The sequence below is a fragment of the Tessaracoccus pujii genome (assembly GCF_054483895.1).
Genome location: NZ_CM137012.1, coordinates 921,795 through 935,529 on the forward strand (window position 1 = coordinate 921,795; position 13,735 = coordinate 935,529).

Below are 13,735 nucleotides of genomic sequence, written 5' to 3' on the forward strand. Positions count from 1 at the left end.
GAGCGGTGGCCCACCGTCTCTCGGAGTGAAACTATGCCTTTTGATCTGATTCTCATGATGATCGCGTTGTTCGCGGTCATGTACTTCCTGATGATCCGCCCGCAGCAGAAGCGGGCGAAGCAGCACCAGGAGATGCAGTCGAGCCTGAGTGTGGGGTCGCGCGTCCTCCTCACCTCCGGCATGTTCGGCACCATCGCCTACGTCGGAGAGCGGCAGCTCATCGTCGAACTCGCCCCCGGGGTGGAGGTCACGGTGCTCAAGGGCAACGTGGCGCGGACCGTGACAGCAGACGACGAGGAGTTCGAGTTCACCGACGAGAACGTCGTCGAGGGGGAGACCCCCGACGAGCTGTCCTTGGGCGAGGACGTCACCTCCGGTGAGGCTGTGACGCCCGCCGAGGACGCTCCGGCCGATGACGACTTCTTCCAGGATCGCGGCGCGCAACAGCGCCCGGAGGACACCAAGTAACAGTGGCCACCACAGCTAAGAGGGGGCGCCCCGGCGTCGTCCTCACCGTCTTCCTGCTCATCATCGCGGGGCTCTACGTCATCATGGCGGCCACGAGCACCTGGACCCCTAAACTCGGCCTGGACCTGCAGGGCGGCCAGACGATCACCCTGACCGCCGAGAACGACTCGGTTCCGATGGAGTCCCTCGAACTGGCGCGCAGCATCATCCAGCAGCGCGTCGACGGGCTCGGCGTCGGCGAGGCATCCGTCGTGGTGCAGGGCGAGCGCCACATCGTGGTCTCCGCCCCCAACGTGGCGCGCGACGACCTGGTGGAGCTCGTGGGCGCCACCGCCCAGCTCGCTTTCCGCCCCGTGCTCCAGGTGGGCGCCGGCACCGGGGCGGACCCGTCGTCGTCACCGGACCCGTCGGCCTCCCCGGTGCCGGGCCTGCCCACGGCACCCCCCAGCCCCAGCCCCTCGCCGTCGCCCAGCGCAGGCGAGGTGCCCACGGACCAGCTGCCCATCGCGGAGGTGCTGGCCTACGAGCCCACGGAAGAGGAGTACCAGGGGTTCCTGGACTACACCTGCGGCGACGACGTGACCGAGGACCCCACCCGATCCCAGGTGGTGTGTGATCCCGAGGGTCTGCAGAAGTTCCTTCTCGGCCCGGTGGCCGTCCGCGGCCAGGACCTCAGCACCGCATCCTTCGGCATTCCCCAGGGCGAGCTGCAGTACGCGGTCACGCTGAGCTTCAACGGTCCCGGCACTGCCAACATGTCCGCGCTGACGGGCGCGCTGGTGGGTGCGGCCGAGCCACGCAACATGTTCGCCATCGTCCTCGACGGGAAGGTGGAGTCCGCAGCCACCGCACAGGACCGCATCACCAACGGTGAGGCCATCATCCGCGGCGGTTTCACGGCGGAATCAGCCGCCGGTCTGGCCAACGTGCTGAAGTACGGGTCGCTGCCCCTGTCGTTCGAGCCCTCCCAGGTGGAGACGGTGTCCGCGACCCTCGGGGGCGAGCAGCTGAGGGTCGGCATCATCGCAGGCATCATCGGCCTCATCGTGGTGGCCCTGTACAGCTTCCTCTACTACCGGGGCATGGGCATCGTCGTGGTGCTGTCGCTCGCGGTGGCCGCGTCGGCCACGTACGCGATGATGGTCCTGCTCGGTCAGGTGATGGGCTTCGCGCTCAACCTGCCCGGCATCGCCGGCGCCATCGTCGGCATCGCCGTCACCGCAGACTCGTTCATCATCTACTTCGAACGCATCCGCGACGAGATCCGTGAAGGCCGCAGCCTCAAGTCCGCGCTGGTGGCCGGGTGGCGGAAGGCGCGCGGCACCATCGTCATCTCCGACGCTGTGTCGCTGCTGTCCGCCGTGGTGCTGTTCGTGCTGGCAGTCGGGGCCGTGAAGGGTTTCGCGTTCACGCTCGGCCTCACCACCCTGCTGGACCTGGCCGTGGTGTTCTTCTTCACCAAGCCACTCGTCGAGCTGATGGGACGCACGAAGTTCTTCGGTGAGGGCCACCGGCTCTCCGGTCTGGACGCCCGCCACATGGGCGTCACCCGGGACTCCCTCATCGGCCGCCGCACGCGCCGCAGGCCGGGCACCGTCCCGACGACCACCCCCCAGGAGGCGTGATGTCAGCCAGGAAGCTCGGGATCGCCGAGCGGCTCTACACGGGCCAGTTGAGCTACGACTTCATGAAGAACCGGCGCAGGTGGTTCATCATCTCGGCGGCCGTCATCGCCATCTCACTGCTCCTGCTGCCCATCAGGGGCCTGACGCTGGGCATCGAGTTCAGCGGCGGCACGGATTTCCAGGCACCGATGGCCATCCAGCAGAGCACCGTCGACGACGTGCGCGCCCAGGTGGCAGACGTGGCCGTCAAGGACCTGGACTCGCAGGTGTTCGCCCTCGGCGACGACGCCATCCGGGTCCAGACCCGGGCCCTGACCCCGGCCGAGACCACGACGGTCCGTGCGGAGGTGGCGGAGATCGCGGGCACGACGGTGGACAACGTCACCTACAACGCGATCAGCGGCTCGTGGGGCGAGCAGATCACCCGTCAGGGCACCATCGCGCTCGTGGTGTTCATCGTGCTGGTGATGGCCCTCATCACGGTCTACTTCCGGGACTGGAAGATGTCGGTGGCGGCCATCATCGCGGTCTTCCACGACCTGTTCGTCACGGTGGGCATCTACGCGGCCGTCGGGTTCACGGTGACGCCCTCGACCGTGATCGGTGTGCTGACCATCCTGGCGTACTCGCTGTACGACACGGTGGTGGTGTTCGACAAGATCCGCGAGAACGTCGCCGGCATCGAGCACACCAACAAGACCTACTCGGAACAGGCCAACCTGGCCGTCAACCAGGTGCTGGTGCGCTCGCTCAACACCACCGTGATCGGTGTGCTGCCGGTCCTGGCGCTGTTCATCGCCGGCGCCACGCTGCAGAGCGGCCCGCTGGCGGACCTCGGCCTGGCGCTGCTCGTCGGCATGATCGCCGGCGCCTACTCCTCCCTCTTCATCGCCGCGCCCATCCTGGCGTGGCTGCGCGAGCGGGAGCCGGGCATGACGGAGCACCGCGCACAGATCGAGCGACGCAAGTCGCGCGCCGCCCAGAAGGCGACGCACCGCAGCCCCCTTGACGCCGCGGCCGAGCCGCTGATGGCCACCGAGGGCATCACCATGGTGACCACCGCGGTACGTCAGCAGCGGCGCACGCCCGGCTCAAGGGCCGAACGAAAGGGCAAGCCATGATGGACGAAGCCGCCCAACGGAGAGCCCTGGTCGGCGGGCTCATCGCCGACGTGCCGGACTTCCCCCGCCCAGGTGTGGTGTTCAAGGACATCACGCCCCTGCTGGCCTCGCCGCTCGGCTTCCAGGCGGCGGTCACGGAACTGGTGACGACGGCGCCGCGCGGGATCGACGTGGTGGTGGGCATGGAGGCTCGCGGGTTCATCTTCGCCGCCCCCGTCGCGCTGGCGCTGGGTGCGGGGTTCGTGCCGGTGCGCAAGCCGGGCAAGCTGCCGGGGGAGACCATCAGCGAGTCCTTCGAGCTGGAGTACGGCTTCGAGACGCTCACGATGCACCGCGACGCCATCCGCCCGGGAGCGCGGGTCCTGGTCGTCGACGACGTGCTGGCCACCGGCGGCACCGTCGGGGCCACAGCAGCGCTGCTCAAGCAGATGGGCGCGGATCTGGTGCACGTCAGCGTCCTCATCGAGCTCAGCTTCCTCGGCGGCCGCGAGCGGCTCGCCGAGATGGGCATCGACAACCTCACCTCAGTGCTGACAGTCTGAGCTATGGCCAAGCTGGAGCCCGGGGGTCGCGGTGGGGTGCTGTCGCTGGTCAGCCTGCCCAGGATCAGCGCGTCGCCGTTCAAGGAACTCGCCCGCCGGGCGCTGATGGCGCTGCTGCTGCTCCTGATCAGCACGATGATCGTGTGGCTGGACCACGAGAGCTACGTGGACAACACGGCTCGCGACGGCGTCTCGCTGCTGGACGCGCTCTACTACTCGACGGTCACGGTGACCACCACGGGCTACGGCGACATCACCCCGGTGGCCGCTCATGCCAGGCTCATCAACGTGCTCGTCGTCACCCCGCTGCGCATCGGCTTCCTGGTCCTCCTCGTCGGCACCACCATCGAGGTGCTGACGAAGGAGGGCAGCCGCAGCATCGCGGACCTGTTCTGGAGGAGAAAGATGCGTAACCACGTCGTCGTCATCGGCTACGGCACCAAGGGGCGCAGCGCCGTCAACACGCTGCGCCGCCAAGGCGAGCCGGCCGAGAAGATTCTGGTCATCGACGCCCACGCCAGCGCCGTCGCGGACGCCAACTTCGACGGCCTTGCGGCCTTCCAGGGCGACGCCACGCGCCGTGACCTGCTGCGCCGGGCGGAGATCAGCAAGGCCAAACAGGTCATCATCTCGTTGGACCGGGACGACACGGCGATCCTCGCCACCCTCACCGTGCGCCAGCTCAACCCCACCGCGGGGGTGGTGGTGGCCGTCAGGGAGCACGAGAACGTCCCCCTGGTGCGCCAGTCCGGGGCCTCGTCCGTGGTGACCAGCTCCGAAACCGTCGGACGCCTGCTCGGTCTCTCGGCCATCGGCCCCGAGCTCGGGACCATCATGCAGGACATGCTCACCGGCGCCGAGGGCCTTGAGGTCCACCAGCGCCTGGCCGAGTCCCACGAGGCCGGGCAGCCCCCGTCGGCGGTCCAGGGCGAGCGGGTGATCGGGATCATCCGCAACGGGACGCTGCGCCGGTTCTACGACCAGACCGCAGGCAAGATCGAGATCGGCGACGAGCTGATCGTGGTGCGGCGGGCGCAACCGCCGGCGAAGGACGCCCACGCCCTCCTCGCGCGTCACTACGACGACTAGCGGCTAGGATTGGGCGCCTGAGGCAGTGGAGGGAGGCGGCGGATGTCCGAAGACTCGCTCACGGGTGCCTCCCGCCTCGTCACCGGCCCCGAGCAGCCGCGGCTGCGCATGCGGCACCGGCTGGCCCGGCTGGGCGCGGTGCGGTCGAAGTCCGCCGTCCTGGACCCGCTGTTCCGGATCGTCAGGTCCAACCACCCCAAGGCTGACCTCGAGCTCATCGAGCGCGCCTACCGGGTGGCCGAGCATTACCACGAGGGCCAGAAGCGCAAGTCCGGGGACCCCTACATCACGCACCCGCTCGCGGTGGCCACCATCCTGGCCGAACTGGGCATGACCGAACCCGTCCTGGTGGCCGCGCTCCTCCATGACACGGTGGAGGACACGGACTACTCGCTGGAGCAGCTCAGGGTGGAGTTCTCCGACGAGGTGGCGCGGATGGTGGACGGCGTCACCAAGCTGGACAAGCTGACCTACGGGGAGACCGCGAAGGCCGAGACCATCCGCAAGATGATCATGGCCACCTCCGAGGAGGTGCGGGTGCTGGTGATCAAGCTCGCGGACCGCCTGCACAACATGCGGACCCTGGGCTTCCTGCGGCCGGACAAGCAGGTGCGCATCGCCACGGAGACCCTCAACATCTTCGCCCCCCTGGCACACCGCCTCGGCATGAACACCATCAAGTGGGAGCTCGAGGACCTGTCGTTCGCCGTCATCGAGCCCAAGGTGTACGCGGAGATCGTGGACATGGTGGCGCAGCAGGCGCCCTACCGCGAGCGCTACCTGCGCGAGCTCATCGCAGAGTTCCAGACCCTGCTCAGTGAGGCGAAGATCACCGCCACCGTGTACGGCCGGCCCAAGCACTACTACTCGATCTACCAGAAGATGATGGTCCGGGGCCGCGACTTCAAGGAGATCTACGACCTCATCGGGCTGCGCGTCCTCGTCGCGGACACCGCCACCTGCTACGCGGTGCTCGGCGTGGCGCACGCCGCGTGGAAACCCATTCCGGGCCGGTTCAAGGACTACATCGCCGGGCCGAAGTTCAACCTGTACCAGTCCCTGCACACCACCGTCCTGGGGGTCAACAACGAGCCGGTCGAGTTGCAGATCCGCACGCACGAGATGCACCGCCGCGCCGAGTACGGTGTCGCGGCGCACTGGAAGTACAAGGAGGACCTCCGCCACGGCGTCACGCCGGAGGAGGCCGGGCTGCGCGCCATGCATCAGCTCGGCGTCATGTCGAAGGAGACGGAGGATCCCAGCGAGTTCCTCGACTCGGTGATGTTTGAGATCAACTCCGACGAGATCTACGTGTTCACACCCAAGGGCGAGGTGATCGCGCTGCCGGTCGGCGCCACGCCCGTGGACTTCGCGTTCGCGGTGCACACGCAGGTGGGTTACCGCTGCATCGGGGCGCGCGTCAACGGCCGCCTCGTGGCGCTGAGCACCAGGCTGGCCCAGGGCGACAAGGTGGAGGTGCTCACCTCGAAGGCGGAGGGCGCCGGCCCCAGCAGGGACTGGCTCGGGTTCGTCGTATCGACTCGCGCTCGTCAGAAGATCAAGCAGCACTTCTCCCGCGAACGTCGCGACGAGGCGATCGAGCAGGGCAAGGATGCGCTCGCCAAGGACCTGCGCCGCACGGGCATCCCCATGCAGCGTCTGCTCACCCTCGAGAACCTCACCGCTGTGGCCAACGAGCTGGGTTTCAAGGATGTGCCGAGCCTCTACAACGCCATCGGTGAGGGCCACCTCGGCTCGCAGGGCGTGGTGGAGAAGCTGATCGTGCTGCACGGCGGGGAGGAGGAGGCCGTCGACACGGTCACCGAGGACGTCGTGGTCAAGCAGCGCCGGCGGCCTGTGCGCGACGGAGCCCACATCCTCGTCGACGGGGACGACGCGGTGGTGGCGAAGTTCGCCAAGTGCTGCTACCCGCTGCCGGGTGACGAGATCATCGGGTTCGTGACCCGCAGCGAAGGGGTGTCGGTGCACCGCGCGGACTGCTCCAACGTGCCGGCGCTGATGCGCGAGCCCGAGCGCATCGTCGACGTGGCCTGGTCCGGTCACGAACGTGGAGCGAGCTTCCTGGTCACCATCCAGATCGAGGGCATCGACAGGGCCCGGCTGCTGTCCGACGTGTCGTCGGTGCTGTCGGAGCACCACGTCGACATCATCGCGGTCAACATCACCACCAACAAGCAGCGCCAGTTCAGCGGCAAGATGACGTTCGAATCAGCGGATCCGACGCACCTGCAGCATGTGATCGCCCAGGTGCGCCGGATCCCCGGTGTCTACGACGTGTTCCGTGTGTCCGGTTAGCGGGCCGTGAAGTCCGCGAGCGTCTCGCGGGCCTGGTCCAGCCAGCTGGTGTAGGTCTCGATGGACTGCTTGGCGTCCTTGGCCTTCTTCGCATCGCCCTTGGCCTCTGCGGCCGCCAGATCCGACTCCAGCTTGGCGATCTGGGTCTCGAACATGCGCACCGTGTCCTCAGCGCGACGGCGGGCCTCGGGATCCGTACGGCGCCACTCGTCGGCCTCCATCGCGGCCACCTTCTCACTGACGGTGCGCACGCGGGCGTCGAGGTCACGCATGGCGCCCCTCGGCACGTGGCCGAGGTCTGCCAGCTTGGCGAGGAAGTCCCGGTGGATGGTCTTGGCGGCCTCCACGTCAGTCACGCCCTCGAGGTCCTTCTCCACCTGCTCGACGAGCGTCTGCTTGGCGGCCAGGTTCTCCGACTGCTCCCCGTCCACGGCGCTCTGCGCGGCGGTGCGGGCCTCGAAGAACGAGTCCTGGATGGCGCGGAACTTCGCCCACAGGCCGTCGTCGTCTGCGCGCCGGGCGCTGCCGGCGGCCTTCCAGCGCTGCATGAGGTCGCGGAAGGCCGCCGAGGTGGCCCCCCAGTCGGTGGAGGCGGCCAACGGCTCCGCCTCGGCGATGATGGCCTCCTTGGCGGCCTTGGCGCCGTCCCGGACCTGGTTGAGCTCGGCGAAGTGCGTCTTGCGGCGGCGCGTGTACTGCGTGCGCGCCGACGAGAACCGGTGCCAGAGCTCGTTGTCCGTGGCCCGATCCACGCGGGGGAGTGCCTTCCACTCGTCGAGCAGGACGCGGAAGCGGTCCACGCCGCCGCGCCAGTCGTCGCCCTCGGCCAGCTTCTCGGCCTCCTCGACCATGGCCTCCTTCGCGGCCACCGTCACGGCGTTCTGCTCGGCCCGCTGGGCCTTGCGGGCCTCGATCTGGGCCGGCAGCACCTCCAGCAGGGCATCGAGGCGCCGGGTCAGGGCCTCGAGGTTGCCGACGGCGTTGGCCTCGGCAACGTTTCCGCGGGCGGTCGTGATGGCCGTGCGTGCCTCTTCGGGCGACATCGCCTGGGCCGCGACCCGGGACTCGAGCAGGCCCACCTCGGCGGCCAGGTTCTCGAACCGCCGGACGTAGAACGCCATTGCTTCGTCAGGGGTGGAATCGGGGATCTGCCCGACACTTCGTTCTGTGTCACCCACACGGACATAGACCGTGCCGTCGGCGTCGACGCGGCCGAAATCGGAGGGCGCTTGGGGTTCGCTCATGCGCCCAATCTAGCCGTATAGGGTGTCGTCGTGCTCATCCAGCCCATTCAGGTTTCGCCCTGGCAGTCGAACTGCTACCTCGTCTCACCGGACGAGGACACGCCCGAGTGCATCATCGTCGATCCAGGCATCACGGCCGCCGAACCCGTGATGGCCGCCGTCGCCGAGCGGGGGCTGCGGCCGGTGGCCCTCGTGGCCACGCACGGCCACCTCGACCACGTCGGGGATGCCCATCTCCTGGCCGCCCGGTGGGACATCCCGCTCTACCTGGCATCCGCGGATCAGCATCTCCTGGCGCGGCCCGGGGACGGGCTGGGCCCGCAGGGTGCCGCGCTGATGCTGCAACTGACCGGGTCCGCGACACTTCCTCCGGTGGCAGATCTGCGAGGCTTGGACGCGCCGGTGGACCTGGCGCGCCTCATCCTCACGCCCTTCCCCGCGCCCGGTCACACCCGGGGCTCCACCCTTCTCCAGTTCACCTCCGCACGCACCTCGGTGGTGTTCACCGGCGATGTGCTCTTCGCGGGCACCATCGGCCGCACCGATCTGCCCGGCGGTAACATGTCCGAGATGCGCGAGTCGCTGCGGCGTATCGTCGAGCACTTCCCGGCCGAGACGTCACTGCTTCCCGGCCACGGGCAGCCCACCACCCTCGCCCAGGAGCTCGAGTCCAACCCGTTCCTGCAGCACGACAGTTTGTGAGGAAGCCGTGTCCCGCCCCAAGCCGCTGAGCGGTTACCCCGAGTTCCTCCCCGCCGGCCGCATCGTCGAGAACCGCGTCCTCGACGTGGTCACCACCACGTTCGAGCTGCACGGCTTCGCACCCATCGAGACCCGCGCCGTGGAGCCGTTGGCACAGCTGTCGCGCAAGGGCGAGATCGAGAAGGAGATCTACGTCGTGCGCCGGCTGCACGCCGAGCCGGGCGACGCGGACGAGTTGGGGTTGCACTTCGACCTGACCGTGCCGTTCGCGCGCTACGTGCTGGAGAACGCCGGCCACCTCGCATTCCCCTTCCGGCGCTATCAGGTCCAGAAGGTGTGGCGCGGCGAGCGGCCTCAGGAGGGGCGCTACCGGGAGTTCACGCAGGCGGACATCGACATCGTGGGCCAGGACGCGCTCGCCGCCCACCACGACGTCGAGATCCCGTTGGTGGCCCTGGACGTGTTCGAGCGGCTCCACCGCGACCTCGGCCTCCCGCCGGTGTCGCTGCGCGTCAACAACCGCAAGCTCGCCGAGGGGTTCTACCGCGGAGTGGGCCTGGAGGATCCCGCCGCCGTGCTGCAGCGGGTGGACAAGTTCGACAAGATCGGTCCGGACGCAGTGGTCGCCCTGCTCATCGACGAGCTGGGGATCGGTGGCGCGGAGGCCAGGGCCTGCGTCGCGCTGGCGGGGATCGAGGCCACGGACGAGTCCTTCGTCGACGCCGTCCGCGGCCTCGGCGTCACCCACGACCTGTTGGATCAGGGCCTCGACGAGCTGGCCGCGCTGATCCGCGTGGCGCGACGCTCGGCGCCGGGCCGCGTGGTGGCGGACCTCAAGATCGCCCGCGGCCTGGATTACTACACGGGCACGGTCTACGAGACCTTCCTGGTGGGGTCGGAGAAGCTCGGCTCCGTGGCCTCCGGCGGCCGCTACGACTCGCTGGCCAGCGATGGCAAGGTCACCTTCCCAGGCGTCGGCTACTCGTTCGGCATAACGCGCATCCTGGCTCCGCTCATCGGAAAGGGTCTGCTCACGGCCTCGAGGAGCGTGCCCAGCGCCGTGCTCGTGGCGGTGGACAACGAGGAATCCCGCGAGGTGGCCATCCAGGTGGCCGGCGCGTTGCGGGCCCGGGGCATCGCCGTCGAGGTGGCGCCGAAGGCGGACAAGTTCGGCAAGCAGATCCGTTACGCCGAGCGTCGCGGCATCCCGTTCGTCTGGTTCGGCGCAGGTCACGACGATTCGGTCAAGGACATCCGCTCCGGGGAGCAGATCCCCGCCTCCCCGGAGACCTGGCAACCGCCGCGGGGCGACCTGCGGCCATCCGTGGGCGCCGTGGGCGGCTAGCCAACGGCTACGATGTGCGGGCGAGCTGCACCGTCTATGCAGCCGAACGAGAGGAATACCGTGATCCGCACCCACGACGCCGGCACCCTGCGCGCCGAGCACAACGGTCAGCAAGTCGTCCTCGCCGGATGGGTGGCCAAGCGCCGCGACCACGGCGGCCTGGCCTTCATCGATCTCCGCGACGCCTCCGGGCGCGTGCAGGTGGTCATCCGCGACGAGCTGCTGGAGGCCACCGGCGCCCATGACCTGCGCAACGAGTACTGCATCAAGGTCACCGGCGTCGTCGAGGTCCGGCCGGAGGGCAACGAGAACCCAGACCTGTCCACCGGCGAGATCGAGGTCGCGATCACCGACCTCGAGGTGCTCAACACGTCCGCGCCGCTGCCGTTCCAGATCGACGAGCGGGTCACGGTCGGCGAGGAGGCTCGTCTCCGGTACCGCTACCTGGATCTCCGCCGTCCCGCGCCGGGCGCCGCCATCCGCCTGCGCTCGGACGTGAACAAGGCCGCGCGGCGCGTGCTGGGGGAGCGTGACTTCGTCGAGATCGAGACGCCCACGCTCACCCGCTCCACGCCGGAGGGCGCGCGTGACTTCATCGTCCCCGCCCGCCTGGCACCCGGCTCCTGGTACGCGTTGCCGCAGTCCCCCCAGCTGTTCAAGCAGCTGTTGATGGTGGCCGGCATGGAGCGCTACTACCAGATCGCCCGTTGTTACCGCGACGAGGACTTCCGCGCCGACCGGCAGCCGGAGTTCACCCAGCTCGACGTGGAGATGAGCTTCGTCGACCAGGACGACGTCATCGAGCTCGGCGAGGCGCTGATCAAGGAGATCTGGACGCTGATCGGCGCCGAGCTGGACGCACCGTTCCCCCGGATCACCTACCTCGACTCCATGGACCGTTACGGCTCCGACAAGCCGGACCTCCGCTTCGATCTCGAGATCAGCGAGCTCACCGGCTACTTCGCCGAGACCACCTTCCGCGTGTTCCAGGCGCCCTACGTGGGCGCCATCGTGATGCCCGGTGGCGGCTCGCAGCCGCGCCGCACGTTCGACGCGTGGCAGGAGTGGGCGAAGCAGCGCGGCGCCAAGGGCCTGGCCTATGTGACCCTCGACGAGAACGGCGAGCTGGGCGGGCCCGTCGCCAAGAACCTGTCCGCCGCGGAGCGCGACGGCCTCGCCGCGGCCACCGGCGCCAAGCCCGGCGACTGCATCTTCTTCGCGGCCGGTGCGAGGACGTCGTCGCAGGCGCTGCTGGGCGCCGCGCGCAACGAGATCGGCGAGCGGTGCGGTCTCATCGACGAGGACGCGTGGAGCTTCCTCTGGGTGATCGACGCCCCCCTGTTCAAGCCCACCTCGGACGCGAAGGCCGAGGGTGACGTCGCCGTCGGCGAGGGCGCCTGGACAGCCGTGCATCACGCGTTCACCTCGCCCAAGCCCGAGTGCCTCGACACGTTCGACACCGACCCGGGCGGCGCGCTGGCATACGCCTACGACATCGTGTGCAACGGCAACGAGATCGGCGGCGGGTCCATCCGTATCCACCGTCGCGACGTGCAGGAGCGCGTGTTCAAGGTGATGGGGATCGGCGCCGAGGAGGCGCAGGAGAAGTTCGGCTTCCTCCTCGATGCGTTCCAGTTCGGCGCGCCGCCCCATGGCGGCATCGCGTTCGGCTGGGACCGGATCGTCGCGCTGTTGAGCAGGTCGGACTCGATCCGCGACGTCATCGCCTTCCCGAAGAGCGGCGGCGGGTACGACCCGCTGACCCAGGCCCCGGCTCCGATCTCCGCGCAGCAGCGCAAGGAGGCGGGGGTGGACGCCAAGCCCGAGGCGAAGGGGGCCGCTCACCCCGCCACCTGAGCGTCGTGGGGCGACCCACCCGGTCCCTGAGGAGCCCGGCGTCGCTCACGTACCCGAAAGCACGGTGAATGTGCGAAGCGGGGCCTCAGGGGCGCTCGAGGTGAGACCTCGTCGGCGTGTCGTGCCCGCGGAGGGCGGGTCCGCGGGAGGGCGGGACGGGGGGTGGCGCGGTCAGCCGCCGAGGACGTTGGGGACGCTGCGCGGGCGGAGCACCAGCCACAGTGCGGCCGTCGACAACACCGCACAGACCAGGATGCCGGTACCCATCGGGACCGCGCTGGTCATCGGGACCAGCCCGATGAGCGGGCCCACCGCGGACCCGACGACCTGCGTCACCGCCCCCATGAGGGAGGCCGCCGTGCCGGAGTGCCTCCGGTGGTTGTGCAGCAGGAGGATCTGGCCGCACGGGGCCGCCAGGCCGAAGCCGAACGTCAGCGTGAAGAGGGCCGGGATGAGCGGCTGGTAGCCGACGTCCGCGGCGTCGACGAGCAGCACCGCCAGGCCAGCGGTCACCATGAGGCCGGTGGCCAGGACCAGGACCCACTGAGGTCCCCAACGCTGCGCCAGCCGGCTGCCGAGCTGCACGCCGACGAACACACCGAACGAGCAGATGGCGAACACCGTGCCGAAGCCGCGGGGAGTGAGGCCGTAGACCTCCTGAAGCAACACCGAGGAGCTGGACACGTAGGAGAAGAGCGCCCCGAACGCGAACGCCGCGACCAGGATGGCCCCCAGCGCCATCCGGTCGGTGAACACGGCCTTGAACGCGAGGCCGATGGGCTTGAGACCACCTGAGGTCCGCTCGGACGGGGGCCGGGTCTCCACCGTCGTGACGGCGATGAGCACGATGACGACGGCGCCGTAGGCCGCGAGGCCCCAGAACACGCCCCGCCAGTCCATGAATCCCACCATCCAGGAGCCGACGATGGGCGCGACGATGGGCGCCAACCCTGAGATCAGCGCCAGCCGCGACAGCATCACCACGAGCGGGCGGCCGCTGAACAGGTCGCGCGCCATGGCCATCGCGACGACGGCGCCGCCGGCGGCACCCACGCCCTGGAGCACGCGCATGGCGGTGAGGAACTCGATGGTGGGCGCGGTGGCGACGAGCACCGACGACAGGACGTGCAGGATCGAGCAGGCGATCAGCGGGATCCTGCGGCCGAGGCGGTCGCTGAGGGGCCCGACGAGGAGCTGGCCGGTCGCGAAACCGAGGGTGGTGGCCGAGAGCGTCAACTGAACCTGCGCGTCGGACAGCAGCAGGTCCGCCTTCAGCGCGGGGAAGGCGGGTAGGTAGAGGTCGATGGTGAACGGTCCGAGGCCCGTCAACATCCCCAGCGTGAGGATGATGGCGATGCGACGGCGCCGCGAGAAGGAGTTTCCGAGGTGCGAGGCCACAACCGCCCATCCTAGGAAGGTTCCGGTT

At 69.1% G+C, this 13,735-nt stretch carries 11 protein-coding genes; 9 read left to right on the forward strand and 2 right to left on the reverse strand.

The features are described 5' to 3' along the window. Positions 1 to 33 precede the first annotated feature (33 nt). Genes yajC through ACX1D0_RS04490 form a run of 6 tightly spaced genes read left to right on the forward strand, consistent with a single transcriptional unit; the run spans position 34 to position 7,161 of the window. Positions 34 to 468 (forward strand): preprotein translocase subunit YajC, encoded by a 435-nt coding sequence (gene yajC / locus ACX1D0_RS04465; RefSeq protein WP_459019690.1) that lies wholly within the window; start codon positions 34 to 36, stop codon positions 466 to 468. A 2-nt stretch (positions 469 to 470) separates the two neighbouring features. After that, positions 471 to 2,093 carry a protein translocase subunit SecD gene (secD, locus tag ACX1D0_RS04470; RefSeq protein ID WP_459019691.1) on the forward strand — a complete coding sequence of 541 codons (1,623 nt, stop codon included), beginning with the start codon at positions 471 to 473 and terminating at the stop codon, positions 2,091 to 2,093. Then, entirely contained in the window at positions 2,093 to 3,214 is a 1,122-nt protein-coding gene (gene secF / locus ACX1D0_RS04475) for a protein translocase subunit SecF (protein WP_459019692.1), read from the forward strand. The genes secD and secF overlap by 1 nt, the downstream gene beginning before the upstream one ends. Beyond that, positions 3,214 to 3,756, forward strand: coding sequence for an adenine phosphoribosyltransferase (locus ACX1D0_RS04480; protein WP_459020385.1), 543 nt, complete (start codon positions 3,214 to 3,216; stop codon positions 3,754 to 3,756). The genes secF and ACX1D0_RS04480 overlap by 1 nt, the downstream gene beginning before the upstream one ends. Before the next feature lie 3 nt (positions 3,757 to 3,759). Next, positions 3,760 to 4,845 carry a potassium channel family protein gene (locus tag ACX1D0_RS04485; RefSeq protein ID WP_459019693.1) on the forward strand — a complete coding sequence of 362 codons (1,086 nt, stop codon included), beginning with the start codon at positions 3,760 to 3,762 and terminating at the stop codon, positions 4,843 to 4,845. A 42-nt stretch (positions 4,846 to 4,887) separates the two neighbouring features. Then, positions 4,888 to 7,161, forward strand: a complete 2,274-nt coding sequence (locus tag ACX1D0_RS04490) for a RelA/SpoT family protein (RefSeq protein WP_459019694.1) — start codon at positions 4,888 to 4,890, stop codon at positions 7,159 to 7,161. On the opposite strand, the gene ACX1D0_RS04495 is transcribed toward ACX1D0_RS04490, so the two are convergent. Next, positions 7,158 to 8,405, reverse strand: coding sequence for a DUF349 domain-containing protein (locus tag ACX1D0_RS04495; protein WP_459019695.1), 1,248 nt, complete (start codon positions 8,403 to 8,405; stop codon positions 7,158 to 7,160). The two genes, ACX1D0_RS04490 and ACX1D0_RS04495, sit on opposite strands and share 4 nt — an antisense overlap. Positions 8,406 to 8,435: 30 nt before the next feature. Here ACX1D0_RS04495 and ACX1D0_RS04500 point away from each other — a divergent pair, with 30 nt between their 5' ends. The 3 genes from ACX1D0_RS04500 to aspS are packed head-to-tail and all read left to right on the forward strand — an operon-like array spanning position 8,436 to position 12,309. Continuing rightward, complete coding sequence (locus ACX1D0_RS04500; RefSeq protein WP_459019696.1) at positions 8,436 to 9,107, forward strand: MBL fold metallo-hydrolase; 672 nt, start codon at positions 8,436 to 8,438, stop codon at positions 9,105 to 9,107. 7 nt (positions 9,108 to 9,114) lie between these two features. Beyond that, the gene (gene hisS / locus ACX1D0_RS04505; RefSeq protein WP_459019697.1) at positions 9,115 to 10,452 is read left to right on the forward strand and encodes a histidine--tRNA ligase; all 1,338 of its coding nucleotides are present in this window, start codon (positions 9,115 to 9,117) and stop codon (positions 10,450 to 10,452) included. Between the two features lie 60 nt (positions 10,453 to 10,512). Further along, a complete protein-coding gene (gene aspS / locus ACX1D0_RS04510; protein WP_459019698.1) occupies positions 10,513 to 12,309 on the forward strand; it encodes an aspartate--tRNA ligase in 1,797 nt (598 codons plus the stop codon). Positions 12,310 to 12,480: 171 nt separating this feature from the next. On the opposite strand, the gene ACX1D0_RS04515 is transcribed toward aspS, so the two are convergent. Further along, a complete protein-coding gene (locus tag ACX1D0_RS04515; RefSeq protein WP_459019699.1) occupies positions 12,481 to 13,707 on the reverse strand; it encodes a multidrug effflux MFS transporter in 1,227 nt (408 codons plus the stop codon). Between the last annotated feature and the right edge of the window lie 28 nt (positions 13,708 to 13,735).

What these genes read in the sequence shown, in the direction of transcription:
- yajC (WP_459019690.1), top strand. Translation starts at nt 34, where the DNA reads ATGCCTTTTGATCTGATTCTCATGATGATCGCGTTGTTCGCGGTCATG.
- secF (WP_459019692.1), top strand. Translation starts at nt 2,093, where the DNA reads ATGTCAGCCAGGAAGCTCGGGATCGCCGAGCGGCTCTACACGGGCCAG.
- ACX1D0_RS04480 (WP_459020385.1), top strand. Translation starts at nt 3,214, where the DNA reads ATGGACGAAGCCGCCCAACGGAGAGCCCTGGTCGGCGGGCTCATCGCC.
- ACX1D0_RS04485 (WP_459019693.1), top strand. Translation starts at nt 3,760, where the DNA reads ATGGCCAAGCTGGAGCCCGGGGGTCGCGGTGGGGTGCTGTCGCTGGTC.
- ACX1D0_RS04490 (WP_459019694.1), top strand. Translation starts at nt 4,888, where the DNA reads ATGTCCGAAGACTCGCTCACGGGTGCCTCCCGCCTCGTCACCGGCCCC.
- ACX1D0_RS04495 (WP_459019695.1), bottom strand. Translation starts at nt 8,405, where the DNA reads ATGAGCGAACCCCAAGCGCCCTCCGATTTCGGCCGCGTCGACGCCGAC.